20 protein-coding genes are annotated in these 26,143 nt (G+C 67.1%); 8 read left to right on the forward strand and 12 right to left on the reverse strand.

Annotated features, from left to right (window positions below):
- The first annotated feature begins 41 nt into the window (after nucleotides 1-41).
- Genes DOM67_RS00730 through DOM67_RS00740 form a run of 3 tightly spaced genes read left to right on the forward strand, consistent with a single transcriptional unit; the run spans nucleotide 42 to nucleotide 4,235 of the window.
- Nucleotides 42-797, forward strand: a complete 756-nt coding sequence (locus DOM67_RS00730; protein WP_232825088.1) for a dipeptide/oligopeptide/nickel ABC transporter ATP-binding protein — start codon at nucleotides 42-44, stop codon at nucleotides 795-797.
- Nucleotides 794-2,434, forward strand: coding sequence for an ABC transporter substrate-binding protein (locus DOM67_RS00735; RefSeq protein WP_232825089.1), 1,641 nt, complete (start codon nucleotides 794-796; stop codon nucleotides 2,432-2,434). The genes DOM67_RS00730 and DOM67_RS00735 overlap by 4 nt, the downstream gene beginning before the upstream one ends.
- The gene (locus DOM67_RS00740) at nucleotides 2,424-4,235 is read left to right on the forward strand and encodes an ABC transporter permease subunit (RefSeq protein ID WP_110673758.1); all 1,812 of its coding nucleotides are present in this window, start codon (nucleotides 2,424-2,426) and stop codon (nucleotides 4,233-4,235) included. Before DOM67_RS00735 ends, DOM67_RS00740 begins: the two co-directional genes overlap by 11 nt.
- A gap of 67 nt (nucleotides 4,236-4,302) precedes the next feature.
- Here the strand turns inward: DOM67_RS00740 and DOM67_RS00745 are convergent, their stop codons facing one another.
- Nucleotides 4,303-5,394: a GTP-binding protein gene (locus tag DOM67_RS00745; protein WP_110673759.1), complete on the reverse strand. Its 1,092-nt coding sequence runs from the start codon at nucleotides 5,392-5,394 to the stop codon at nucleotides 4,303-4,305.
- A 254-nt stretch (nucleotides 5,395-5,648) separates the two neighbouring features.
- Here DOM67_RS00745 and DOM67_RS00750 point away from each other — a divergent pair, with 254 nt between their 5' ends.
- Nucleotides 5,649-6,833 carry an S-(hydroxymethyl)glutathione dehydrogenase/class III alcohol dehydrogenase gene (locus DOM67_RS00750; protein WP_110673760.1) on the forward strand — a complete coding sequence of 395 codons (1,185 nt, stop codon included), beginning with the start codon at nucleotides 5,649-5,651 and terminating at the stop codon, nucleotides 6,831-6,833.
- A 224-nt stretch (nucleotides 6,834-7,057) separates the two neighbouring features.
- On the opposite strand, the gene DOM67_RS00755 is transcribed toward DOM67_RS00750, so the two are convergent.
- The 3 genes from DOM67_RS00755 to DOM67_RS00765 all read right to left on the reverse strand — a co-directional run bounded on the left by DOM67_RS00755 (nucleotide 7,058) and on the right by DOM67_RS00765 (nucleotide 9,506).
- Nucleotides 7,058-7,984: an FAD-binding protein gene (locus DOM67_RS00755; protein ID WP_110673761.1), complete on the reverse strand. Its 927-nt coding sequence runs from the start codon at nucleotides 7,982-7,984 to the stop codon at nucleotides 7,058-7,060.
- An 11-nt stretch (nucleotides 7,985-7,995) separates the two neighbouring features.
- Nucleotides 7,996-8,745: an electron transfer flavoprotein subunit beta/FixA family protein gene (locus DOM67_RS00760; RefSeq protein ID WP_110673762.1), complete on the reverse strand. Its 750-nt coding sequence runs from the start codon at nucleotides 8,743-8,745 to the stop codon at nucleotides 7,996-7,998.
- Nucleotides 8,746-8,858: 113 nt separating this feature from the next.
- Nucleotides 8,859-9,506 carry a TetR/AcrR family transcriptional regulator gene (locus DOM67_RS00765; protein ID WP_198651690.1) on the reverse strand — a complete coding sequence of 216 codons (648 nt, stop codon included), beginning with the start codon at nucleotides 9,504-9,506 and terminating at the stop codon, nucleotides 8,859-8,861.
- Nucleotides 9,507-9,727: 221 nt separating this feature from the next.
- Here DOM67_RS00765 and DOM67_RS00770 point away from each other — a divergent pair, with 221 nt between their 5' ends.
- From DOM67_RS00770 to DOM67_RS00785, 4 genes are all read left to right on the forward strand, one after another.
- Nucleotides 9,728-11,770, forward strand: a complete 2,043-nt coding sequence (locus tag DOM67_RS00770) for an NADH:flavin oxidoreductase (protein ID WP_110673764.1) — start codon at nucleotides 9,728-9,730, stop codon at nucleotides 11,768-11,770.
- Nucleotides 11,771-12,031: 261 nt separating this feature from the next.
- The gene (locus DOM67_RS00775) at nucleotides 12,032-13,276 is read left to right on the forward strand and encodes an aromatic ring-hydroxylating dioxygenase subunit alpha (protein WP_110673765.1); all 1,245 of its coding nucleotides are present in this window, start codon (nucleotides 12,032-12,034) and stop codon (nucleotides 13,274-13,276) included.
- Nucleotide 13,277: 1 nt separating this feature from the next.
- Nucleotides 13,278-14,351: a hybrid-cluster NAD(P)-dependent oxidoreductase gene (locus tag DOM67_RS00780; RefSeq protein WP_110673766.1), complete on the forward strand. Its 1,074-nt coding sequence runs from the start codon at nucleotides 13,278-13,280 to the stop codon at nucleotides 14,349-14,351.
- A gap of 362 nt (nucleotides 14,352-14,713) precedes the next feature.
- On the forward strand, nucleotides 14,714-16,375 hold the full coding sequence (locus tag DOM67_RS00785) for a BCCT family transporter (protein WP_110673767.1): 1,662 nt from the start codon (nucleotides 14,714-14,716) through the stop codon (nucleotides 16,373-16,375).
- 138 nt (nucleotides 16,376-16,513) lie between these two features.
- Here DOM67_RS00785 and DOM67_RS00790 read toward each other — a convergent pair whose 3' ends face one another.
- The 8 genes from DOM67_RS00790 to DOM67_RS00825 form a co-directional block, all read right to left on the reverse strand.
- Nucleotides 16,514-17,317 carry a metal ABC transporter permease gene (locus tag DOM67_RS00790; RefSeq protein ID WP_110673768.1) on the reverse strand — a complete coding sequence of 268 codons (804 nt, stop codon included), beginning with the start codon at nucleotides 17,315-17,317 and terminating at the stop codon, nucleotides 16,514-16,516.
- Between the two features lie 53 nt (nucleotides 17,318-17,370).
- Entirely contained in the window at nucleotides 17,371-18,174 is an 804-nt protein-coding gene (locus DOM67_RS00795; RefSeq protein ID WP_157958759.1) for an ATP-binding cassette domain-containing protein, read from the reverse strand.
- A complete protein-coding gene (locus DOM67_RS00800) occupies nucleotides 18,167-19,114 on the reverse strand; it encodes a zinc ABC transporter substrate-binding protein (RefSeq protein ID WP_110673770.1) in 948 nt (315 codons plus the stop codon). The genes DOM67_RS00795 and DOM67_RS00800 overlap by 8 nt, the downstream gene beginning before the upstream one ends.
- 88 nt (nucleotides 19,115-19,202) lie before the next feature.
- Nucleotides 19,203-19,661 carry a nuclear transport factor 2 family protein gene (locus DOM67_RS00805; RefSeq protein WP_110673771.1) on the reverse strand — a complete coding sequence of 153 codons (459 nt, stop codon included), beginning with the start codon at nucleotides 19,659-19,661 and terminating at the stop codon, nucleotides 19,203-19,205.
- Nucleotides 19,662-19,665: 4 nt separating this feature from the next.
- The gene (locus tag DOM67_RS00810; RefSeq protein WP_110673772.1) at nucleotides 19,666-19,899 is read right to left on the reverse strand and encodes a hypothetical protein; all 234 of its coding nucleotides are present in this window, start codon (nucleotides 19,897-19,899) and stop codon (nucleotides 19,666-19,668) included.
- 190 nt (nucleotides 19,900-20,089) lie between these two features.
- The gene (locus DOM67_RS00815; protein ID WP_110673773.1) at nucleotides 20,090-21,601 is read right to left on the reverse strand and encodes an MFS transporter; all 1,512 of its coding nucleotides are present in this window, start codon (nucleotides 21,599-21,601) and stop codon (nucleotides 20,090-20,092) included.
- Between the two features lie 24 nt (nucleotides 21,602-21,625).
- Nucleotides 21,626-24,757, reverse strand: a complete 3,132-nt coding sequence (locus DOM67_RS00820; protein ID WP_110673774.1) for a multidrug efflux RND transporter permease subunit — start codon at nucleotides 24,755-24,757, stop codon at nucleotides 21,626-21,628.
- A gap of 16 nt (nucleotides 24,758-24,773) precedes the next feature.
- Nucleotides 24,774-26,051, reverse strand: a complete 1,278-nt coding sequence (locus DOM67_RS00825; RefSeq protein WP_232825090.1) for an efflux RND transporter periplasmic adaptor subunit — start codon at nucleotides 26,049-26,051, stop codon at nucleotides 24,774-24,776.
- Nucleotides 26,052-26,143: the final 92 nt, after the last annotated feature.

Raw genomic sequence — 26,143 nt, forward strand, 5'->3', positions numbered from 1 at the left:
GTTGGGGTTGGCGGCGCGAGCGGCAGCCGGTCCTGAAGGCGGTGGATTTCGCCATCCGCCCGGGAGAGTTGATCGGTCTCGCCGGGGTCTCCGGGGCGGGCAAGTCGACGCTACTCAATCTGATGCTGGGTCTGGCGCGTGCCGACAGCGGCGAGATCTGGTGCCAGGGCCGGCGTATCCGGCCCGGCTCGGTGCGTGCGCTGCGCTGGTATCGCCGGGTGGTGCAGTACATCCCGCAGGACCCCGCTGCCTCCCTCGACCCGCGTATGCGAGTCCGTGAGCTGGTGCGCGAGCCGCTGGTGCATCTGGGCATCGATGGCGATCACCAGCGCCGGGTGAGCGAGGCGCTGGCGCAGGTGGGGCTGGATGGCAGCTTTCTCGAGCGGCGCCCCGAGTCGCTCTCTGGCGGGCAGGCGCAGCGCGTGGCGATCGCCCGGGCGATCGCGGTGCGGCCCCGGCTGCTGTTGGCGGATGAGCCGCTGAGCGGGCTCGACCTGCCGGTCCAGGCCAAGGTCACCCAGGTGCTCAAGTCGCTCAATCATGACGCCGGCATCGCCCTGCTGCTGATCTCCCACGATCTTTCGGTGGTGTGTCGGCTGTGCCAGCGCACGCTGATCCTCGATGCCGGTGCGATCATCGAAGATCGCCCCACGGCGGCACTGTTCCGCCAGCCCGCCCAGGCGCATACCGCAGCGCTGCTGCGCGCCGCCACGACCTTTTCTACCGCCTTGTCCACGCCCGTACCGCCCTCGGAGGCTGCCGGGCGCCGCCCCACGACCCAGGAGATCCCCTCGTGACCTTCCCTGCCACTGCGACTTTCGGCACCGCTGCGACGCTGCGCGCTTCCTCGATGCTGGCGACGCCCCGGCGCGCCTCGGCCACACGCCACCCGGTCAGCCTGCTGCGGCGTGCCCTGACGCTGCCGCTGATGGTGCTGTCGTTCTCTCTTCTCGCCGGCTGCGGGCAGGACGAGGAGACCTCGGCGGCGCGTGACGAGGCTTCCGAGAAGACGCAGATGCAGGATCAGCGCCTCCGCGTCGCCATGCTGCAGCCGCCGCGCTCCGGGCTCAATCCGCTCACCGACGACGCCTTCAAGCTGTCGCGCTGGAGCACCGCCGAGACGCTGATTCGGCTCGATGCCGATGGCGACCCCCAGCCGTTTCTGGCCACCGAGTGGCAGCAGCTCGACCCCCAGACCTGGCGCTTCACCATCCGCCCGGACGTGACCTTCCATGACGGCACCGCGCTGACCGCCGGGCAGGTGGTGGCCTCGCTCACCGCCGCTACCCAGGCCGTACCCAAGCCGCGCATTCTCGACGGTGTCGAGATGCACATCGAGGCCGACGGCGAGAACGCCGTCATCGTGCGTACGGCGGATGCCGACCCGCTGGTGCCCAACCGGTTATCCAGCCCGCAGCTGGCGATCATGGCGCAGCGGGCCTACGCCCAGGCGGGCCACGTCGATCCCACCCGTGCGGGCACCGGGCCCTTCGTACTCACCGAGATCAACGGCATTCAGGGTGCCACCCTCGAGCGTTACGACGGCTACTGGGGAGAGCGCGCCGAACTCGCTGGCATCGATGCCGACTATGTGCCCGATGGCACCGCCCGTGGCGCTGCGCTGCGTACCGGTACGGCGGATGTGGTCGAGGCGGTGCCGGTCTCGCAGGTGGCGCTGATCGATCCGTCGCTGATACATGAAGTGCCGATGCCGCGCACCAACACCCTCTATCTCAATACCGTCTCCGGGCCGTTCCAGGATCCGGCCCTGCGTGCGGCGGCGCGCGAGGCACTGGATCGTGGTGCCATCGTGCGCACCGTCTACGAAGGTCGCGCTGACGTCGCCGAAGGGCTGCTGGGCCCGGCACTGGCCTGGGCGAGCGAGCTGCGCCAGCCGCTGACCCAGCGCACCGCAGCTGCCGAGCCGGACGGGACCCGCATCACGCTGGGCACCTTCACCGATCGTGCCGAGCTGCCGGAAGTGGCGGTGCTGCTCGAACAGCAGCTCGAGGCGGCGGGCTTCGATGTCCAGCAGGAGGTGCGCCAGTACGCGCACATCGAATCCGACATGCTGGCGGGCAAGTTCGACGCCTTCATCCTGTCGCGGGCGACCCTGCTCGACTCCGGCGATCCGGTCGCCTACATGTTCAGCGACTTCTCCTGCGCGGGCTCGTTCAACATCGCCCAGCTGTGCGACCCCAAGATCGATGCGGCGCTGGCCAAGGCCGGCGATCTGCCGCCGGGCCCCGAGCGTCGCCAGGCGATCATCGCTGCCGAAGCCGAGATCCTGAAAGCAGATGCTGCGATTCCCATGCTCCACGAGCGGGTGATCCAGGGCGAGTCCGTCCGTGTGGTCGATGCCGTGCGTGATCCGCGCGAGCGCGAGCTGATCAACGAGCACACCCACTTCGTTCAGGCAGCCGATGCCCACTAGTCAGCCGCTGAGCCTGATCCCACGATCTGCCGGGGTAGCGTGGCGCTGGGAGGCGTGGCAGCGTCTGCTGCCGACACTATCGCGGCTGGTGACGCTGGCCGGCGTGGTGGTGCTGGTGGGGCTGCTGCCGTGGCTCTCGGGGCGCGATCCGGCACTCAGCATCCTGCGTGCCCGCGCCGGTGAGCAGAATCCGAGCGCCGAGGCGCTGGACGCCATCCGTACCCAGCTCGGCCTCGCCATGGGGCCGTTCGAGAAACTGGGGCACTGGCTTAGCGGGCTTGCGCATGGCGATGCCGGTGTCTCCTGGATCTCCGGCACCCCGGTGCTACCGGGCATGCTGCAGGCAGCGCAGGTCTCGTTGACGCTAATGGCGGCTGCGCTGGGGGTGGCGCTGGTGATCGCCCTGTTGATCTGCCTGCCGACGCTCAAGCGCGGGCTAGCCGGTGAGGCGGTACCTACCTCCGGCGCGCTGGGGGCGGCGCTCACCGCGCTGCCGGAGTTTCTGCTCGCGGCGCTCTTGCTGGTGGTATTCGCCGCCTGGCTGCGCTGGTTGCCGCCCTATGGCTGGGGTGACTGGCGCCATCTGATCCTGCCGGCGGTGGCCCTCGGCCTACCCGGCGGTGGTCTGCTCGGGCGTCTGTTCAGCGATGCGCTGACGGCGGCGTTCTCCGAGCGCTGGGTGGTGACCTGGCACGTGGCTGGCTTTGCGCGCCGGCGTATCGCTCTGGCGGCGATCCAGCGCACCTTGCCCAGCCTGCTGCCGCAGGTGGGTCTGGTCATGGTGGGGCTGACCGGTGGTGCGATCGCGGTGGAGCAGGTGTTCTCCATTCCCGGGATCGGGCGGGCCACCCTGGGTGCGGCCTCGGCGCAGGATCTACCCGCGCTGCAGACCGGTATTCTCATACTGATCGTCATTGCCATCGCGCTCGGTGGTAGCGCCAACCTGTGCCGGGCACTGCTGCTGGGGCGCACGCTGCGTGCCGGCGCGGTGCCGGTGGCGATGGCGCCAGCGCATCCCGGGCGCTGGCGCTGGCTGATACCTGCCCTCGCGGCAGCGGCGCTCGCACTGATCATCATCGCAGGGCTGGGGCGCGATCCGCTGAGTTCGGCCTATCTGCGGCTGCAACCGCCGAGCCTGGCACTGCCGCTGGGGGCCGACGGTATCGGTCGCGATATCCTGGCGCGGGTGAGCCAGGGCGCGCTCTCGACCATGGGTATGGCGCTGCTGGCGGTGGGCATCAGCTTTCTGCTCGGGATGACGATCGGGCTGATGCCGCGCCTCGCCGCGGGGCCGATCGAGATCACCAATGCCACCCCGCCGGTGATCGCCGGGCTGATCGTCGCCGGCCTGATGGGGCCGAGCGCCAGTGGTGCGGTGATCGCGGTCACCCTGGTCAGTTGGGCGCCGCTGGCGGCCCACACCGCGGCGCTGGTGGCCGAGACGCTGGGCCAGCCGCACGTGCGCATCACCCCGATACTCGGCGTGGGGCGGCTGCGGCTGCTCACCCGCTATCTGCTGCCGGCGGTGGTCGGCCCGGTATTTCGCCACGCCATGCTGCGTCTGCCGGGCACTGCGCTGGCGCTGGCGGCACTGGGCTTTCTCGGGCTGGGGCCACGGCCACCGGCGCCGGAGTGGGGGCTGCTGCTGGCCGAGAGCCTGCCCTATATCGAACGCGCGCCCTGGGCGGTGCTGGTGCCCGCGCTGGCGCTGGTGCTGATGTCGATTCTGGCGGTCTCGCTCTCCAGTGCCGGGTCGCTGCCGCGGTGGCGTTCGCGGGGAGTAGCGCCAGCGCTGGCCTGAATAACTGCGGCAACCCCGATCCTCGCCGGACTCGACGCCCCGCGTCACCNNGTGACGCGGGGCGTTTTTACGTGACTGCCACCAGCACGCTCTCCAGCGATTCGCGCGGGATATCCCGGGTGATGAACACCAGTCGCGAGCGGCGGTCTTCGTCGGGCCAGGCGTCGAGCTCCACCGGCGGGTGGAAGATGTGCTGCACGCCGTGAATCACGGTGGGGCGCTCGCGCCCGGCGAGGTTGAGAATGCCCTTGATGCGCAGCATGTTTTCGCCCATCAGCGCTGTCATCAGCTCGAGCCAGGCCTCTAAGCGGCCGAGTTCGATCGGTGCGTCCAGGGTGAAGCAGTGGGCGCGAATGCGGTCGTCATGGCGGTTGGGGTCCCGGGCGGGATCGGATGCGTCGCTGCCCACCGGCGTGAGCAGTGGCCCGGCAGCCGTGGGGCCGGCACTGAAGGCCAGCCCGGCCAGACTCGGTGGCTGGGCGTAGGCGTCGATCCAGCGGGCGAGATCGGGGCGGGTGCCGTCTTCCCCCATCAGCCCCAGCCCGGTCAAGGCGCTGGCTTCGATCTCGCCCTGGACCACCTGGCGCTGGCCGGCCCCCGGATTGATCTCGGCCAGCCGCCGGGCGAGGGCTGCCAGCGCCTCTAGAGGCGTCAGGTCGGCCTTGGTCAGCAGCAGGCGGTCGGCCACCGCGGCCTGCTTGAGCGCTTCCGGGTGGTGGTCGAGGGTGGCGCTACCGTGGACGGCATCGACGGTGGTGACGATGCCGTCGAGCCGGTACTGGCCGACCAGCCTGGGCTCGGTCATCAGGGTGTGCAGGATCGGCGCCGGATCGGCCAGTCCGGTGGTTTCGATCACCACGCGGTCGAACTGGCGCCGGCCCTCCCGGGCATAGCGCCAGGGCGCATCGCGCAGCGTGCGGGCGAGGTCGCCGCGGATGGTGCAGCACAGGCAGCCGCTCTCCAGTGCCACCACCTCGGTCTCGTCGGTGGCGCTGAACAGGCGGTGATCGAGCCCGATCTCGCCGAACTCGTTGATGATCACCAGGGTGCGGTTCATGTCGGGCTGGCGGACCAGACGATTGAGCAGGGTGGTCTTGCCGCTGCCGAGAAAGCCGGTCAGCAGGGTGACAGGGATCGGGGTCGTCTCAGTCTTGGGCATGGTAGGCGGACCAGAAAAGGAGTGAATGTCGTCGAGGGAAAGCTTTCTGTCGGAAACCGATAGCGCGATCTAAATGTTATGTTATAACGTATCTTAAATTGAACATGCCGGTATCGTCACGAGTGTAGCGTGTCGGCCCGCCGGCATGATGCCTTCAAGGTCACTACGCCAAGTCTCGACTCAACGTCGCTATTCACAGTCACGACTCAGGGTCACTGCGACCTTGCCTCACTTTTCCGTTGACGGAGGTCCTCATGAAAACGCGCGCCGCCATTGCCTGGGAGCCGAATCGCCCACTGGAGATCGAAGAGATCGATCTCGAGGGGCCCAAGGCGGGCGAGGTGCTGGTCCGAATCGTCACCACCAGCCTTTGCCACACCGACATGTTCACGCTCTCGGGGCGCGATCCCGAAGGGCTCTTCCCCTGCGTGCTGGGGCACGAGGGCGTGGGTATCGTCGAGGAGATCGGCAAGGGTGTGACCTCGGTCGTGCCAGGCGATCACATCATCCCGCTCTATACCCCGGAAGACCCCAACTGCCCCTATATCCAGTCCGGCAAGACCAACCTGTGCCAGACGATTCGCAAGACCCAGGGGCAGGGGCTGATGCCGGATGGCACCAGCCGCTTCTCCTACAAGGGCAAGATGCTGCGCCACTACATGGGCACCAGCACCTTCAGCGAGTACACCGTGCTGCCGGAGATCGCGGTGGCCAAGATCAACCCCGAGGCGCCGCTGTCCAAGGCGTGCGTGATGGGCTGTGCGGTGCCCACCGGTATCGGCGCGGTGCGCAACACCGCCAAGGTACAGCCGGGGGATACCGTCGCTGTCTTCGGCCTCGGCGCGGTGGGCATGGCGGTGATCCAGGGTGCCAAGCTGCAGGGCGCGGGGCGGATCATCGGGATCGACGTCAACCCGGCCAAGTTCGCCCTGGCCGAGTCGCTGGGCGCCACCGAGTGCCTGAATCCGAACGAGCACCCCGAGCCGCTGCACGAAGTGATCATCGACATGACCAATGGCGGTGTCGACTTCTCCTTCGAGTGTGTCGGCAACGTGCGCCTGATGCGCGCGGCACTGGAGTGCTGCCACAAGGGCTGGGGCGAGAGCATCATCATCGGCGTCGCCGGCGCCGGCGAGGAGATCGCCACGCGGCCGTTCCAGCTGGTCACCGGGCGGGTCTGGCGCGGTAGCGCCTTCGGTGGCGTGCTGGGGCGCTCTGAGCTGCCGGGCATGGTCGACGAGTGGCTCTCTGGGCGCTTCGATGTCGACCCCTACATCACCCACAACATGACACACGATCGCATCAACACGGCGTTCGATCTGCTCCACCGCGGTGAGGCGATCCGCTCGGTGATCCACTACCAGCCGCAGGAGACGATGACCGGCGATCTACCCGGAGTGACCCTCGGCGACAACAAGAAAACCCCCGAGCCCGCCTGATCACGGCGCTTTTGCTCCGCCCAAGGTCGCAGGGACGCCCGGCTCTTCAGAGTCGGGCGTTGTCGTTGCTTACGTGGGCCTTCTGTTTCTGCCCGACGAGTCACTACCGGTCATGCGCTTTCGCCAGGCCGTGCGAGGCGAGCCTCGCCGACGCCGCGATAGGCCCGCACGCGCAAGGGCCGGATGCGCAAGGACTGGATGCGTAAGGGCTGGATGAGTAAGAGCTACAACCGGCTCTCGAGGGCCGGCATCACCTCGAACAGGTCACCCACCAGCCCGTAGTCGGCGATGCCGAAGATCGGTGCCTCTTCGTCCTGGTTGATCGCCACGATCACCTTGGAGTCCTTCATCCCGGCGAGGTGCTGGATCGCGCCGCTGATGCCCACGGCGATATAGAGATCCGGCGCCACCACCTTGCCGGTCTGGCCCACCTGCAGGTCGTTGGAGGCGTAGCCTGCGTCCACTGCGGCGCGCGAGGCACCGATGGCCGCCCCGAGCTTGGCGGCGACGCCGTCGAGCAGCTGGAAGTTCTCGCTACTGCCGAGGCCGCGCCCGCCGGATACGATCACCCGTGCGCTGCCGAGCTCCGGCCCGCTGTTAGTGGCGAGCTCGTCGCCGACGAAGGTGGACAGCGTGTTGTCGACCACGATATCGAGCGCGCGGATCTCGGCGCTGCCGGTTTCCGCCACGGCATCGAAGGCGCTGGTGCGCACGCTCACCACCTTGAGTGGGGCATGGTTGCTCAGCGTGGCGATGGCGCTACCGGCATAGATGGGTCGCTTGAAGGTGTCGGGCGCCTCGATGGCGATGATGTCGGATATCTGCGGCACGCCCTTGAGCGCGGCAACCCGCGGCAGGATGTCCTTGCCGCTGCTGGAGGCGGCTGCGAGCAGGTGGCTGTAGTCGTCCACGCAGGCGACGATCAGCGCTGCCATCGGCTCCGCCAGTTGATGGGCATAGACCGCATGATCCGCCGTGAGGACCGCACGTACGCCATCGAGACGGGCGGCGGCGGCGGCCACGGCATCGACCCCTTCACCGGCCACCAGCAGGTCGACCTCTCCGCCCAAGGCGCGGGCCGCGGCGATGACGTGGGCGGTGGAGGCGGCCAGGGCGCCATCCCGATGCTCTACCAAGATCAGTGTGCTCATGGGTGCTCCTGTCACAGGACTTTGGCTTCGTGTTTGAGTTTGTCGACCAGCTCATCGACCGAGGCGACCTTGCTGCCCCCCTGTCGTGCCGCCGGGGTCTCGACTCGCTCGAGGCGCAGATAGTCGTTGGCGGCGAGGCCGACGGTGTCGATCCCACGGCTATCGATGGGCTTCTTCTTGGCTTTCATGATGTCGGGCAGGCGCGCGTGGCGCGGCTCGTTGAGACGCAGATCGGTGGTGATCACCGCCGGCAGGCGCAAGGCCAGCGTGCGCAGGCCGCCGTCGACCTCGCGCGTTACCTGGACCTCCTCATCCGTCACCTCCAGGCGCGAGGCGAAGGTGCCCTGGCCCATGCCGGTGAGGGCGGCGAGCATCTGTCCGGTCTGGTTGTTGTCGCTGTCGATCGCCTGCTTGCCCAGGATCACCAGCCCCGGCTGCTCCTCGGCGACGATTCGGGCCAGCACCTGGGCGACCTCGAGCGAATCCAGTCTCTCCTCGCTCTCGATGTGGATGGCGCGGTCGGCGCCCAGCGCCAGCGCCGTGCGCAGCTGCTCCTGAGCCGCCTTGGGGCCGATGCTGACAGCCACGATCTCGCTGGCCACGCCACGCTCCTTGAGTCGCAGCGCCTCCTCCACCGCGATCTCGCAGAACGGATTCATGGCCATCTTGGTGTTGGTCAGATCGACATCGCTCTGATCCGGGCGCACCCGTACCTTGACGTTGTAATCGATGACCCGTTTGACGCCGACGAGGACCTTCATGCGTATACCTCTCGAGTGGGATGGGAATCAGCAGATACCGGCGGCTATGTCCTAAGGTGCGGCGTCCCAAGGTACGGCCCGCCGGGTGTCGAACTGGTCGACCTTCGGGAAACTCATGTGGCGCTCTTCGCCGCTGGGGTCGCCGACGTGCGAAAGCGCGCGCGATGACGGTCGGCGAAGCGCGCGATATCGCTCTCGGTGCAGGGCTGGCCGGTAAAGATGCGCACGTACTCGGCGATCCGAGTGATGCGCGTGTCCTTGCTCTCCTGGATGTGCATGGAGATGTAACCGATCTGCAGTAGATAGACGGTACGCGCCCGGGTATCGGCTTCCAGCTCGGGATAACCGAAGCGCGCGAACATCGCTTTCAGCGCGCCCAGGCGTGCGCTGTCGGCCCTCTGGACGCGGGTGGCCACCGCCGGGTCCTGCAGGCTCCAGCTGCGCACGGCGTACTCGAACTCGGAATCGAAGATCGCCGGGTCGAACCAGCAGTCGAAGACGTTGAGCGTGGCCTCGACGATCGTCGCCGCGTAGCGCTCGCTCTGGGTGATGACGGCCTGCGTGTTCTGCGCCTCCCAGCGCGCCAGCAGCGCCTCCAGAATCTCCTCGCGATCCTTGAACAGCCAGTAGAAGCTGGTTCGCGAGGTCTTCAACTGCTTGGCCAGCGGCACGATCTTGACCGCACCGACACCGGCACCGATCAGCAGCGTGTAGGCCGCATCGACCCAGGCCTTACGGTTGTTGGCGAGTTCGTCTTTCACGATGAGTCCTTGGTGGCGATGGGCAGGACGCTGAGCGTAGCAGGCCGGAGGCCGGTGTTTTAGATCGCCACGAGCACCCTGGCCCGGGCGTGCACACCGCTTTCGGCCTCTCTTGAACATCAGACTTCGACATTCGTGTACACCAGTGTCATCCCAGTTGACACTGGTGTACAGCGAGCGCTAGCTTGGTGTCAACCCCACAACAACAAGGGTGCCTGACCGTGAAGAACGATCCCCTGCTGCAGCCGCTGACGATCAAGAACCTGACACTCAAGAACCGCGTCATGCTGACGTCCCACGAGCCCGCCTATCCCGAGGACGGTATGCCCAAGGCGCGCTACCGCGCCTACCACGTCGAGCGCGCCAAGGCCGGTGTGGCGTTGACCATGACCGCCGGCTCGGCGGCGGTATCCCGCGATAGCCCGCCGGTGTTCAACAACATCCTCGCCTACCAGGACGAGGTGGTGCCGTGGATGCGCGAGCTGAGCGATGCCTGTCACGAGCACGGCACGGCGGTGATGATCCAGCTCACCCACCTGGGACGGCGTACGCGCTGGGACAAGGGCGACTGGCTGCCGGTGGTATCGGCTTCCCATCACCGCGAGGTCGCCCACCGGGCCTATCCCAAGAAGGCCGAGCCGTGGGATATCGAGCGTGTGATCCAAGACTATGTCGATGCTGCCGAGCGCATGTATGTCGCCGGGCTCGACGGTCTCGAGATCCAGGCCTATGGCCATCTCATGGATCAGTTCTGGTCGCCCCTGACCAACGAACTCGATGGCCCCTACGGCGGCAGCCTGGACAATCGCCTGCGCTTCACCTTCGAGGTGCTCTCGGCGATTCGTGCCCGGGTCGGTGACGACTTCCTGCTGGGCGTGCGCTACACCGGCGACGAGTGTCTGCCCGGCGGTCTCGACGTCAATGACGGCATGGAGATCTCGCGCCGGCTCAAGAACAGCGGACTGATCGACTTCCTCAACGTGGTCAAGGGGCACATCGACACCGATGCCGGCCTCACTGACGTCATCCCCATCCAGGGCATGCCCAGCGCGCCGCATCTCGACCTTGCCGGCGACATCAAGCGTGAGGTCGACTTCCCCACCTTCCACGGCGCCAAGATTCAGGACGTCGCCACCGCGCGTCACGCCATCGCCTCGGGCAAGGTCGACATGATCGGCATGACCCGCGCGCACATGGCCGATCCGCACCTGATGCGCAAGGTGATCGAGGGGCGCGAGGAGGAGATCCGGCCCTGTGTCGGCGCCAACTACTGTCTCGACCGCATCTATCAGGGCGGTGCCGCCTACTGCATCCACAACCCGGCCACCGGGCGCGAGACGAGCATGCCGCACACCATTGCGCCGGCCGTGACGCGGCGCAAAGTGGTGGTGGTGGGAACCGGCCCGGGGGGGATGGAAGCGGCCCGGGTCGCCGCCGAGCGCGGCCACGAGGTGGTGGTGTTCGAGGCCGCCGACGCCCCGGGTGGGCAGATTCGCCTCACCGCCCAGAGCGAGCGTCGGCGCGAGATGATGGGCATCATCGACTGGCGCTACGAACGCTGTCAGGCGTTGGGGGTCACCTTCCACTTCAACGTCTTCGCCGAGCAGGACGAGGTGGCCGCCGAGTCGCCGGACGTGGTCATCGTCGCCACCGGCGGGCTGCCCAACGAGCAGGCGCTGACCCAGGGCAACGAACTGGCAGTGACCGGCTGGGACATTCTCTCGGGGCACGTCAAGCCGGGACGCAACGTGCTGGTCTACGACGAAGCCGGTGATCACACCGCGCTGCAGGCCGCCGAGATCATCGCCAAGAGCGGGGCCCGGGTCGAATACATGACCGCCGACCGCGCGCTGGCACCCGAGGTGATGGCGATGAACCTGGTGCCCTACATGCGCACGCTGCAGGTGCTCGATACGACCTTCACGCCGACCTTCCGCCTGGTCGCACTGCGCCGCGAAGGCGACGAGCTGGTGGCCTCGGTGGAGAGCGATTACACCCGCGTGGGCAAGGAGCGCCGCGTCGACCAGGTGGTAGCCAACTTCGGCACCCTGCCCATGGACGATCTCTACGAATCGCTCAAGCCGCTGTCGAGCAATCAGGGCGCGGTGGACTACGACAAGCTGATCGTGGGTGACCCGCAACCGATCGTGAAGCCGGCGGACACGGCCGGAGGCTTCCAGCTGTTCCGTATCGGCGATGCGATCTCGCATCGCAATACCCATGCGGCGATCTATGACGCACTGCGTCTGGTCAAGGATCTGTAAGGGAACCACTGCATAAATGCCTGCACGAGCGAATGACTGCGTTGCGCGGTACTCGAAGGCTCGCCTAACCCCATGTTATGTCTCGCCTTCTGCGTTCCGTGCGCCTTGCCCTTCATCTCGTTCGGCGATTGATTCAGCGTTTCCTAAGCACCGCCGGCGCCGCCGGCCAGGGTGGCTGCTGCAGTCGCGGCTCGAGATTCAAAACGCCTGCATCAAGCCTAAGTCAGGGGCTCGATGGAGCCAACACGAGGGTCTTCCACAATGCCAATATCGACATCCGAACTGGACGAGCTGCTCGCTCGGCGACGCGCCGGCCACTCGCTCGAACAGCCCTTCTATGTTGACGACGAGATCTTTCAAGCCGATCTCGAGCGTATCTTCCAGCGGCAGTGGCTCTTCGCCCTGCCGGCGTGCCAGCTGACCAAGCCGGGCAGCTATGTCAGCCTGCGCTTTGCCGGGGCCGGGGTATTGATCGTGCGCGGTCAGGACAATGTCATTCGCGCCTTTCACAACACCTGCCGCCATCGCGGGTCGGTCCTGTGCCAACCCGGCGACGGCCATCTGGCCAAGCTGGTCTGCCCCTACCATCAGTGGACCTACGAGCTCGATGGCCGCCTGCTCTGGGCGCGCGACATGCCGGCTGACTTCGACCCCGAGGCGCACGCCCTCAAGCCGATCCACTGTCGCGAGCTGTGCGGGCTGGTGTTCATCTGCCTGGCGCGGCAGGCGCCGGACTTCGAGGCCTACGCGGCGCTCGCAGCGCCCTATCTGCAGGTCCACGATCTCGAACAGGCCAAGGTGGCGCATGTCTCGACCATCGTCGAGAAGGGCAACTGGAAACTGGTGTGGGAGAACAACCGAGAGTGCTACCACTGCGGCGTCAACCACCCGTCGCTGTGCCGCTCCTTCTCCCCCGATCCGGCCGTCGCCGGCGTATTGCCTGACGGCTCCACCCCCGAGCGCCTCGCCCAGCACTTCGAGCGCTGCGAGGCGGCGGGTATACCGTCCCGGTTCCAGATTGCCGACAGCGGTCAGTATCGTCTGGCGCGGATGCCGCTGCAGGAGGGCGCGGTCAGCTACACCCTGGATGGCAAACCCGCGGTGAAGCGTCCGCTGGGGCGCGTGGGGCTGGCCGAACCGGGTACCCTGCTGAAATTCCACTATCCGTCGATGTGGTCGCACTACCTGCCGGACCATTCGCTGACCTTTCGCGTCAATCCGATCAGTGCGACCGAGACCGAAGTCACCACCACCTGGCTGGTACACAAGGATGCCGTGGAGGGGGTCGATTACGATCTCGATCGTCTGACCGAAGTGTGGCTGCACACCAACGACGAGGATCGCCAGGTGGTCGAGAACAACCAGCTCGGCATCCTCTCGCTCGGCTACGAGCCTGGACCCTACTCCCAGATCCAGGAAAACGGGGTGGAGCAGTTCGTCGATTGGTACTGCGAGGCGCTTGCCACGCCGGTGAGCGGCACGCGCCTGCGGGCGGTGGAGGTCTGAGATGACTGCACTCGCCTCCGGAACGCCGCCGACGTTCTGGCACGACAGCGAAACACTCGAGTGCGTCTCGGTACTGCCCGAAACGCCCAATGTGGCGACCTTCTGCTTCCAGGCGCCCTCGGGCGGGCTCTTCCGCTATCTACCAGGGCAGTTCCTGACCCTGGAGCTGCCGACCGCCGAGGGCGTCGTTCATCGCACCTACACCATCTCCTCGTCGCCCTCGCGGCCGATGTCGCTGACCATCACGGTCAAGGCGCAGAAAGGTTCGGTAGGGACGCGCTGGATGCTCGATCATCTGCAGCCGGGCATGCGCGTGAAGGCGATCGGGCCGGCGGGCCGCTTCTCGCTGGGCGACGCCCCGGCCAGGAAGTACCTGTTCATCTCGGCCGGCTCGGGCATCACGCCGATGATGTCGATGACCACCTATCTCTACGATCAGGGTCGCGATCCCGACATCGTCTTCGTCAACTGTGCCCGGCGTCCGTCGGAGATCATCTTCCGCGAACGTCTCGAACACATCGCCTCGCGCGTCACCGGCATCGAGCTGCGCTGGGTGGTCGAGCAGACCGACCGCTACGCCCCCTGGACCGGCTATCAGGGTTTCTTCAACCAGCTCATGCTGGGGCTGATGGCGCCGGACTACCTCGAGCGCGAAGTCTTCTGCTGTGGCCCCGAGCCGTTCATGCAGGCGGTGCGCGATGCGCTGGTAGGGCTCGGCTTCGATCTCGACAACCACTACCACCAGGAGAGCTTCGACGCGCCGCTGCCCGAGACCAGCGACGTGCCCGACAGCGTGGTGCTCGACGAAGAGAGCCGCGCCGAGATAGCGTTCTCGCGCTCGGCGGTGACACACCGCTGCAGCGAGACCGATACCCTGCTCGGCGCGGCCAAAGCCGCGGGTGTGTTGATTCCCTCGGGCTGCACCTTCGGGGTCTGCGGCTCGTGCAAGGTCAAGAAGCTGGCGGGAGATGTGCATATGGTGCACAACGGCGGTATCACCGACGCAGACATCGAGTCCGGCTATGTGCTGGCGTGCTGCTCTCACCCCCGTGGCGCGGTGGTGATCGATGCCTGATCCGCCGGCGCTCGATCGGCGCGGCGAGCTTCTCCCAGTGCGCATGCGCCAAGGCATCGACAAGATCACCGGATGGCTTGGCTGAAAAAAACCGATAAAAAGTGTCAATGAAGCAAAACGATATAATTAAACAATGGATTTTGCTCAGGAGTGATCGTTATGAACGCTGTCACCTTTTCGGCGCCTCCCGACATCGCTGTCGTCAGTGCCGACTGCCTGAACCGTGTCGATCTCGACGCTTGCTGTTTCAACGCGACTACCCCATCTCTCCGGCGACGAGAGGCAATGTCGATGGCTCTCCATCGGTGTTGCCGTGATGTGGTCGACGGCACCGAGCTGACCACTTCCGGGAGGAGCCTGACATGACCAAGCAGCCTAAAAACGCGGCGCAGCCGGGGAGCCGAGAGGGGATTCGCAGCCCCGATGGGGAGACGACGCTGATCAATACCGACTATGTCATCGGTCAGGACAATGTCTCGACCCGAGCCTTCGGGATCAATGTCGATCTGCATGGCAAGGTGTTCACCGTCTCGTCGCTGGTGATCCTGGCCTTCGTATTCCTGGTTCTGGCGTTCCAGAACGAGGTCGAGCCGGTACTCAATGGTGTGCGTGACTGGCTCACGGGCAACCTGACCTGGGTCTTCCTGCTGGGCGCCGATATCTTCGTGCTGGTGTGTATCGGCCTGATCTTCTCGCCGCTGGGGCGGATCCGCCTGGGGGGGCCTGACGCCAAACCCGACTACAGCTACTTCGGCTGGTTCGCGATGCTGTTCGCCGCCGGCATGGGGATTGGTCTGGTGTTCTACGGCGTCTCCGAGCCGATGTCTCACTTCGACAGTTCGCTGAACGGCAGTGCCTATGCCCCGCTCGGTGGGGCGAAGGGCGACGAGGCGGCCGCGCTGTCACTGGGCATGGCCGCGACCATCTATCACTGGGGTTTGCACCCCTGGGCGGCGTACAGCCTGGTGGCCCTGGCGCTGGCGCTGTTCTCCTTCAACAAGGGGCTGCCGCTGACCATGCGTGCAGTCTTCTATCCCATCCTGGGTGAGCGTATCTGGGGTTGGCCGGGGCACTGCATCGACATCCTGGCGGTGTTCTCGACGCTGTTCGGGCTGGCGACCTCGCTGGGCTTCGGGGCCGCGCAGGCCTCGGCAGGTCTTCACTATCTATTCGGCATCCCCAATACCAACACCACCATGACCCTGCTGATCTTCGCCATTACCGGGATCGCCCTGATCTCGGTGCTGTCGGGGCTGGACAAGGGCGTGCAGCGGCTGTCGATGATCAACATGGGGCTGGCGTTCCTGCTGCTGCTGTTCGTCTTGATCGTCGGCCCGACACGGATGATCGCCACCGACTTCTTCACCAACATCGGTTCCTATCTCGAGTACATGCCGGCGCTGTCGATGCCGTTCGATCGTGCGGACGAAGGCTACAGTCAGGCCTGGACGGCGGTCTACTGGGCCTGGTGGATCTCCTGGTCACCGTTCGTCGGCATGTTCATCGCGCGTGTCAGCCGTGGCCGCACCGTGCGCGAGTTCCTGATCTCGGTGATGCTGGTGCCGACCCTGGTCTCGATTCTGTGGATGACCGCCTTCGGCGAGACCGCCATTCATCAGCAACTGGTCGACGGCTTCCAGGGCGTGCAGAACGCGGCGCTCGAACTCAAGCTGTTCGTGATGCTGGACCAGCTCCCGCTCTCCACCATCACCTCGGTGCTGGGTATCGTGCTGGTGATCGTGTTCTTCGTCACCTCCTCGGACTCCGGGTCGCTGGTGATCGACTCCATCACGGCCGGCGGCAAGGTCGATGCGCCGACGTCGCAGCGCGTGTTCTGGTGTCTGATCGAGGGTGCCATCGCCACCGCCCTGCTGCTGGGCGGCGGGCTCGGTGGACTGCAGGCGGCGGCCGTATCGACAGGGCTACCCTTCACCATCGTGCTGGTGGTCGCCTGCTACGGGATCGTCAGAGGGTTGATGACGGAGCCACGGCAGCGCAAGGCGGCGCGCGTTCCCGCGAGCTGACGACGACGCACCGCGAACCAGCGTCGGCGGCGCCCCTGCCGCCGCCGCTGCCTGATTCACGCGACCGGGTAGCGCCTGTATTCATGGCTGCCCGGTCGCGCTCGCTCACGCTATCGCTCCCGTTCTGACACCTTCGGCTCAAGCGCGCAGGGCGCGGATGGGCAGGCGGCTCACCGCATAGAGCCCGAAGCTCAGCGCGGCGATGCAGGAGGACGCAGGGAGGTTGGCGTAGTAGGAGAGCAGCAGCCCGCCGAGCGATTCCAGCAGTGCCAGCAGGGCGGTGAGCCCCATCCCCAGACCGACACGGCCACACCAGGCCTGGGCCGCGGCGGCGGGGCCGACGAAGATGGCGAAGCTCAGCAGCGAGCCGATCACCGGCACCGCGATGGCCGCCGCGGCACCCACCAGCAGCAGAAAGAGTGTATCGAGGGTCGCCACCGGAATGCCCTGGGCGCGTGCCGCCTGCGGGTTGAGGCTGGCAAAGCGCAGCGGCCGAAAGATCGCGCCGAGGCCGAGCAGTACGCCCGCCGAGGTGATCGCGATCCAGCGAATCTGCCCGGCATCGATACCGAAGACGCTGCCGAAGAGAATCCCGATTGCGGCATTGGCGTTGGCGCTGTAGAGATTGACGAAGAGCGCGCCGAGCCCGAGCGAGAACATCAGGATCATGCCCACGCTGACATCGCGCTCGCCCAGGTCGCGCCCGGTCCAGGCCATGACCAGCGCCGCGCCCATGACGAAGACCAAAAGCCCCAGCATGGGGTCGACCCCGGCCAGCGAGGCCCCGGCGGCGCCGGCAAAGCCGATGTTGCTCAGTGCGTGCGAGGCGAAGGCTTGACGGCGCAGCACCACGAAATAGCCCACCAGTGAACCCATCAGCGCAATCAGCGTGGTCGCCACGAAGGCGTTGCGCATGAACGCGAATTGCAAAAACTCGGGCATAGGCGTCGACCGTAGAGCGTAGAGAGAGTGGGTCAGATCTTAGAGACAGGGCATCAGCCGGCGTCGGAGACTGGCGCATCAGCAAAGACGAAGCGGCGCCCGCCGTCGCGGATGACCCGCACGGGCGTGGCATAGAGTTCGCTCAGCGTCTCGTCGCAGATGATCTCGTCGACGCTGCCGATGCGCCCGCGCCCCTGGGCGAGATAGAGCACCCGGTCGCAGACACGCAGCACCGGATTGATATCGTGGGTACTGAAGATCACGGCGATACCGCGCTGGGTGAGATCGGCGGCCACCGTGACGATCCAGTCGCGGGCGGCGGGGTCGAGCTGCGAGAGCGGCTCGTCGAGCAGCACCAGGCGGGGGCGATTGACCAGCGCCTGGGCGATGAGCAGGCGCTGACGCTGGCCCCCGGAGAGCGTCGAGAGACGACGCGAAGCGAGATCGCTCGCACCCACGGTCTCGAGCGCGGTCTCCACCGCCGCCCGGGCGCGTCGGCGGGCAGCGGGCAGTGGCAGACCCAGCCGGTGCGCCTGAAAGGCAGCGCTGACGAACTCGCGGCCGATCAGGGCGTCGTCGTGGGCGAGCGCCAGCGCCTGGGGCACATAGGCGACCTGGCGGCGCATCCGGCGGGGTGTCTCGCCCAGCACCTGGATCTCGCCGTTCCGCGGCGGGATCAATCCCAGAATCGCTTCGAACAGCGTTGTCTTGCCGGCCCCGTTGGGGCCGACCAGCGCCGTGAAACTGCCGGGCGCGATCTGGAACGAGACATGCTTGAACGCCAGCGCCGCGCCTTTACCCGCGGCCAGGCCGCGGGCTTCGATCGTCGCTGGGCTAGCGCTGGCGGCCTCAGCCACGCTTGGCGTCAGCCTCGGCCTTGTCCAGCGCCGCATGGATGGCATCGAGCTGACGCACCTGCCAGGCGGCGTAGTCCTCGCCATGCAGCGGGATCGCGCTGACACCGACGGTGGGAATGCCGGCTTGCTTGGCCGTCGCGACCTGGCTCTCGGTCAGCCGGTTGTGCACCTGCTGGTTATAGATCAGCAGATCGACGCTGCGCTGCTCGAGCGCCTTGGTGAAGGTGGCGACCTGACGGGCACTGGGCTGATGGTTATCCATCGAAGCGAACTGAATGTCGTGGTAGCGGTTGGCGTAGCCGAGCAGCGCGATCATGTAGCTGTAGACCGGCACGGTGGCGGTCACGCTGAGATTCGGATGATCCGCGATCAGATCCTGCACGGCGCTGTAGACCGGTGCCAGCGTCTGCTTGAAGGCATCCAGATTGGCGCGGTAATCCGCGGCGTGCTGCGGGTCGAGGGTCTCGAGCGCCGAGGTGACGCGGCTCGCGGTGGCGAGCATGATCCGCGGCGAGTAGAAGAGGTGCGGATTCTGATCGGCCATCACCAGATGGCTGCCTGCCTCGCTTGCACGAATCACCTGGCGCTTATCGCTCTGGGTGCTCTCGAGCAGCGGTTCCATCCAGCCATCGAAGCCCAGGCCGTTGAGCACGACGAGATCGGCATCTTGTAGCTGCCGCGCGATCTGCGGATCGGCGCGGAACGCGTGGGGGTTGACGTCGGGGCTATCGAGCAGCGAGACCACCTCGACGTGATCGCCGCCGATCGTCTCGATCATGCTGCCGTAGCTACTCTCCGCGGCGACGGCGTGAATGGCGGCCTGGGCCTGGGCGGTGGCGCCCAGGCAGAACAGCGCCAGCAGGGTGAGGGTCCGGCGCAGGAATACCTGTCCTGCGTGACCGGCCGAGCGTGAACGGCGAGAACGGTGCGATAAGACCATGACGACGGTGACTCCTGATGACGGATGGGGTGAAGGTGAAGGGATGAAGCTTGGGCGTGACCAAGACCGGGCTAGCGTTCAGGTCGCCTCACGCCAGTTGTGATGAGTGATGCGAGGTGATCTTCCACTCGCCCTCGATCTCCTCGAAGGTGAACAGAAACCGCGCCGGAATGGTGATCCGCTCACCCCCGTCGCGGTAGCGAAAGAAGTAGTGCCCGCCCACCACCACGGTGCCCAGCTTGTGGCTGACCCGGCGCGCGTATTCGCCCAGTTCGCAGTCGAGCCCTTCGCGGGAGAGGAAGTCGCGGAAGTAGTCCTCGCGGGCGGCCTGGGTGCCGCGGATGGCGTTGGAGACGGTCGGTACCAGGATGGCGTCATCGGCATAGAGCGCCAGCAGCGCAGGTGCGTCGGCGCGGGAGATGGCCTCGGCCCAGCGCTGCAGTGTGCGGGTGGCGCCGGCCTCGCACTGGGCCACGCTGGGCTTCGCTTCCGGCGTGGACGAGGGCGTGGAGATGAGCGCCGGGGCGGCGTCCGGGGTCTGGGTCATGGCGTCACGCTCCCTGGCGTGTGGATTCGCGGGCGGCGCGCTCGAACCAGGCGATGAGGCGTCGATGGTGGTCCTGGCCGTAGTGCGCCAGCAGCCGCTGGGTGTGGTAGTCACGCGGATCGTTCAACGCCTGCAGGCGTGTCGCGATATAGCGCGGCGTCAGCGCGATGCCGCAGGCCACGGTGATGCAGTGGCGCCATTCGGTGTAGTCCTCGGGAATCGGGGCTGGCGCGTGCATGGGTGGGGCTCTTCGTCGACCAATCTATATACGTTATAACATAACAAAAATGACCTGTGGAAATGGTCTGTGAAGATGGTCCGTGGAAATGGTCCGTGGAAATGGCCTGTGCCCATACCCATCATCGATGCCGTTGACTCAGCACAGGCCAGGCACCGGGTCGGGGCGCTCAGGGTGTCACCCCAGACCCTCATCCCCTTGGCGTCGAGGCGCTACGCAAGAGATGGCACACCAGGAGTGCCAGGGCCGCGAGCAGGGCGGCAGCGGTCATCAACACGAGGGAGTGGCTGGCCGAGAACGCCGCCTTGGCGGCCTCGATCAGTGCCTTGGCCTGGGGGGCGGCGAGGTCCCGGGCGATCACATAGCTGTCACCGATGGAGCGCGCCGCGCGCTCGGCCTGAGCCGGGGGAAGGTCGGGCACCTGCAGGAGGGTGTGGCGGTAAACGCCAGAGAGGAGCACACCGAACAGGGTGATGCCCAGGCCACTGCCGAATTCGTAGGCCGTGGCTTCCAGCGACCCCGCCGCACCGCCCTGGCTGGGCGCGACCGAGCTCATGATGGCGATGGACGAGGCTGTCAGGCCGATGCTGAGGGCCAGGCCGAGGAGTGCCAGCAGCAGCGGTACCGTCAGCCCCGGATGGGCGAAATCGGAAAACGCCAGGCAGGCCAGGGCCGCAGCGGCAATCGCTAGTGACAGGACGGCGACCGTACGCAGACCGCATAGCTGGGAGAGATAACCGGCGACCGGGCCACCGAGCGCGGCCGCGACCATGATCGGCAGCATGAAGATACCGGCTTCCAGCGGCGTCTTGCCCAGCACGTATTGCAGCTCCTGGGCCAGGGTCAGCTCGACCCCCGCCAGGGCGCCGCTCGCCAGCGTCGCCATGATGATGCCGGCCAGGATCGCCGGGCGCGAGAACAGCGTCAGATCGAGCATGGGCCGGGTCGTGCGCAGCTGCAGGCGCACGAATAGCACCAGCAGGCCGAGCCCCGATAGCGCCACTGGCAGCGCGATGGTCAACGCCTGGGTCTGGCCCAGGGTGGCCTTGATGCCATAGACCAGTGCCAGGATCGCGGCGATCAACAGCAGGGCCTGCAGCGGTGTCCAGGTGCCCGGGGTGGTCGCCTCACGGCGCGGCAGCAGCACGTAGACCAGCGGCAGGACCGACAGCATGATCGGCACGTTGATCAGAAATGCCGAGCCCCACCAGAAGTGCTCCAGCAGCACACCGCCGATCAGGGGCCCCAGCGCCGCGCCGGCGGCGCCCACGGTTCCCCACAGGCCCAGCGCCAGGGCGCGTTCGTCTTCATCTTCGAAGGTGCGGCGAATGATACCCAGCACACAGGGCATGATCATCGATCCGCCCAGGGCCAGCAGCGCGCGGGTGGCGATCAGCGTGGCGGGTGTCGGGGCGAAGGCGGCCAGCAGCGACGCGGTTCCGAAGATGCCCAGCCCCGTCAGCAGGACGCGCCGATGGCCGATGCGATCGGCGAGCGTGCCCATGGGCACCAGCAGGCCCGCCATCAGCAGCGGGTAGATATCGATGATCCACAGCACCTGGGTGGCAGAGGCATCCAGCGCCAGGGTCAGCGACGGCACGGCGATATGCAGGATGGTCATGTCGATGACCACCGGCAGGAAGGCCAGCATCACGGCCAGCAGGATCAGCCAGCGGCGCGGAATCGCGGGAAACGGTGACATGGCGCTCGTCCGTTATGGGCTCTGTCAGGGTCTATGGCTGCGTCGTTCGTCACGCCGTTCACGCCAGGCGCTCAAGCGCTCCTGGGTGCCGATGACGAAGACGAAGAAGGCCGGCACGAAAAATATCGCCAGCAGGGTGCCGCTGAGCATGCCGCCAAACACCCCGGTGCCGATGGCGTGCTGGGTCTCGGCGCTGGCGCCGGAGGCGAGCATCAGCGGCACCACGCCGAGGGTGAAGGCCAGCGAGGTCATCAGGATCGGCCGCAGGCGCAGGCGCGCCGCGGTCACCGCGGCATCGATCAGCGTGCGCCCCTCGGCATGCAGCTGGCGGGCGAACTCGACGATGAGGATGGCGTTCTTCGCCGAGAGGCCGATGAGGGTGACTATCCCTACCTTGAAGAACACATCATTGGGCATGCCGCGCAGCATCACCGCGGCCACCGCACCGAGCAGACCCAGCGGCACCACCAGCATCACCGACAGCGGAATCGACCAGCTCTCGTAGAGCGCCGCCAGTACCAGGAACACCACCAGCGCCGAGAGCAGCATCAGCAGCGGCGCCTGCGCCGCCGACTGGCGCTCCTGCAGTGACTGCCCGGTCCAGGCCACGGCGAAGCCCTGCGGCAACTGCGCCGCCAGGCGCTCCATCTCGGCCATCGCCGCGCCGCTGGACACCCCGGCTGCGGCCCCCCCGGCGAGTCGCACGGCGGGGTACCCCTGGAAACGCATCATCTGCTGCGGTGACTCGCTCCACACCGGCGTCACCACCTCGCGCAGCGCCACCATACCGCCGCTGGCATTGCGCACCCGCAGGCCGAGCACGTCGTCCAGTTGCATGCGCGCCGGGGCGTCGGCCTGCAGGATGACCTGCTGCATGCGTCCGGCATTGGGGAAGTCGTTGACGTACAGCGAGCCCATGGCCGCCGACAGCGTGCTGCTCACCGTCGCGAAGGACAGCCCCATGGCCTCGGCCTTCTGCCGGTCGATCTCCAGGCGAATGCTCTCGCCGGGCGGCAGGCCGTCTGGGTAGACATCGCTGACCTTATCGCTCTGCGCCGCCAGTGCCAGCAGTTGCGCCTGGGCCGCCAGCAGCGCGTCCTCGCCACGGTTGGCGCGATCCTGCAGAAACAAGCTGAAGCCCGAGGAGGTGCCCAGCTCGTCGATGGCCGGCGGCATCAGGCTCATCACCGTACCTTCGACGTTGTCCGCCATCGCCTGCTGCGCCAGCGCCGCTTCTTCGGCGGCGGTGGCGCCATGGCGCTGGCCCCAGTCCTTGAGCATGGTGAAGGCCATGGCCGCGTTGGGGCCGGAACCGGCAAAGCTGAAACCCAGCACCACCAGGTTGGCGTTCAGCGCTGGGCGTGAGGCCACGTGGGCCTCGAAGCGCTTGACCACGTCCATCGTGCGTTCGCTGGTCGCGCCGGTGGGCAACTGGATGGAGGTCATGAAGTAGCCCTGGTCCTCTTCCGGCAGGAAGGAGGAGGGTAACTGCCGGGCGGCGAAGACCAGCACCGCGCAGAGCACGGCGAACGTCACCATCATCCGCCCGCTGCGCCCGATCAGGCGCGCCACCCGCGCCCCATAGCTCGCCGTGAGGCGCTCGAAGCCGCGGTTGAAGGCGCCGAAGAAGCCGCGTTTGGCATGGTGGTCCGCGCTCACCGGGCGCAGCAGCGTGGCGCACAGCGCCGGCGTCAGGCTCAGGGCGAGGAAGGCCGAGAACAGGATCGACACCGCCATCGACAGGGTGAACTGCTGGTAGATCACCCCCACCGAGCCGCTGCCGAAGGCCATGGGGATGAACACCGCGGTGAGCACCAGGGTGATACCGATGATCGCCCCGGTGATCTCCCGCATCGCCTGCAGGGTCGCGGCTTTCGGCGACAGCCCTTGCGTCGCCATCAACCGCTCGACGTTCTCCACCACCACGATGGCGTCATCGACGATGATGCCGATGGCCAGCACCATGCCGAACATGGTCAGCGTGTTGATCGAGAAGCCGGCCAGCAGCATCACCGCGAAGGTGCCGAGCAGCGCGATGGGCGCGACGATGGCCGGGATCAGCGTATAGCGCAGGTTCTGCAGGAACAGCAGCATCACCAGGAATACCAGCGCCATGGCCTCGAACAGGGTGTAGATCACCTTCTCGATGGAGACCTTGACGAAGGGCGCGGTGTCGAACGGGATCGAGTAGGCCATGCCCGCCGGCAGGCTCGGCGCCAGCTCGGCCAGGCGCTCACGCACGGCTGACGCGGTACGCACGGCATTGGCCCCGGGCGAGAGCTGGATCGCGGCACTGGTCGCCGCCACGCCGTTTTCGCGGTTGGAGAAGGCGTAGGACTGCGCGCCCAGCTCGACCCGGGCCACATCGCCGAGCACCACCTTGGCACCGTCGGTCTCGGCACGCAGCACGATGGCGGCGAACTCCTCCGGCGTGCTCAGTTGCCCCTGCACGGTCAGTGGTACGGTCAGGCGCTGGCCCGGCACGGTGGGCTCGTCACCGACCCGGCCGGGGGCGATCTGCGCATTCTGCTGTTCGATGGCCTTGGCCAGATCGTTCATGGTCAGGCTGTAGGCGGTGAGCTTGTGCGGGTCGACCCAGACCCGCATGGCCTGCTCGGCGCCGAACATCTGTATACGCCCGACACCCTCGATACGCCGCAGCTCCTGCACGATGTTGCGCGCGAAATAGTCATTCAGCTCGATCTCATCGAACTGCCCGGTGGGGGAGGTCATGCCCACCATCATCAGAAAGCCCGAGGCAGCGGATTCCACCTGCAGGCCGTTCTGGCGCACGGCCTGGGGCAGGCGCGGCTCCACCGCCTTGATGCGGTTCTGCACGTCCACCTGGGCCAGCTCCGGGTTGGTGCCCGGTTTGAAGGTGGCGGTGATCTGCGCGGTGCCCGAGGTATCCACCGAGGATTCGAAGTAGAGCAGGTTCTTCACACCGGAAAGCTCGCGCTCGATCAGGCTCACCACCGAGTCGTTGAGGGTCTGCGGGGTGGCCCCCGGATAGGTGGCGTAGAGGGTCACCGAGGGCGGCGCCACTGACGGGTAGCGGGCGATGGGCAACTGCGGGATGGCGATGACGCCGACCAGCACGATGAACAGGGCGATCACCCAGGCGAATACCGGGCGGTTGATGAAGAACTGCGGCATGAGATTGTCTCCGGACTCAGCGCGCGACGGCGCTGAGTGCTGCGCCGCTGGCGGCGGGCTGCCAGCGGCGCGTGGCCACCTGGGCTTCAGGGCTCAGGCGCTCGATCCCTTCGATCACCACCCGCTGCCCGGCGCTGAGCCCGGACACCACGCGGTAGCGGCGCTCGACCAGCTCACCGAGCTCGACGGGCACCGGCTTCACCTGCCCCTGGGCATCGACCACCCATACGCTGGCCTGGCCTGCGGTGCGGGTCACCGCCTGCTGCGGCACGCTGAGCGCGGCGGAGTAGTGCGCAACCGGAATCCGCGCCTGCACGTAGAGGCCGGGCAGCAGGCGGCGCTGCGGGTTGTCCACCAGCACGCGCAGCAGCACGTCACCGGTGCCGGCATCCACGGCGATGCCGGAGAACAGGATGCGCCCGCGCATGCCCAGTGGCTTGCCGTCACTGCCGAGGATCTCCACGTCCAGCGCCGAGGTCGCCGAGCCGACCTGCTGACGCAGCGTCTCCAGCTTCGAGGCGGACTGGCGCACGTCGACGTACACCTGATCGATCTGCTGGATGCGTGCCAGGGGCGTGGTATCGGTGGGCGACACCAGCGCTCCTTCGCTGACCAGCGCCTGATCGATACGCCCGGCAATCGGCGCCTCGACGCTGGCGAAGTGCAGATCCAGCTTGCGCCGTGCCAGGGTCGCTCTGGCCTGGGCCACGTCGGCGGCGGCCTGATCGCGTAGCGCTGCGGCATCGTCATAGCGCTGGCGGCTGACGGCCTCGCTGCGTTGCAGGGAGCCGAGCCGTTCGGCCTGCAGGCGCGCGTGTTTCAGCGTGGCTTCGGCCCGTTGCAGGGCCGCCGAGGCGATGTCGACCTCGGCCTGGAAGGCCGCCGGATCGATCTGGAACAGCCGTGCGCCGGCGGTAACGTCGCTGCCCTCGGTGAACAGGCGCTGCTTGACGATACCACCGACCTGGGCGCGAACCTCGGCGCTGCGCACGGCGGCCACGCGCCCGGGCAGCGTTTCATGCACCCACAGCTCGTGGGCTTTCAGCGGCATCACCGAGACCGGGATCGGCGCGGCGGGGGGCGCGGCGGTGTCGGCGTGGGGGTTGCAGCCGGCCAGCCCGGCCATGGCCATGCCAGCCAGCGCCAGCCGCCCGGCGCTGACCAGCCTCAGCGCGCGCGATCCCAGCTCCCGCGACAGCCGCAGCCAGAGGCTCGGCCCCCGCCGGTGATGCCGGCAAGGCGTGGCAGACGCTGCTGGTTGTCCGGTGCACTGCTGTCGATCTCTTCGGTTCATTCCCCGCCTCGCCATATCCCACCTCAGTGAACGCGCTCTTCGATCCGCCCGCCGTGGCGGGCGGATCGAAGAGCGCGTGGCGGCAGTCTGAC

The organism is Salinicola sp. RZ23 (genome assembly GCF_003206675.1).
Taxonomy (GTDB): Bacteria; Pseudomonadota; Gammaproteobacteria; order Pseudomonadales; family Halomonadaceae; genus Salinicola; species Salinicola endophyticus.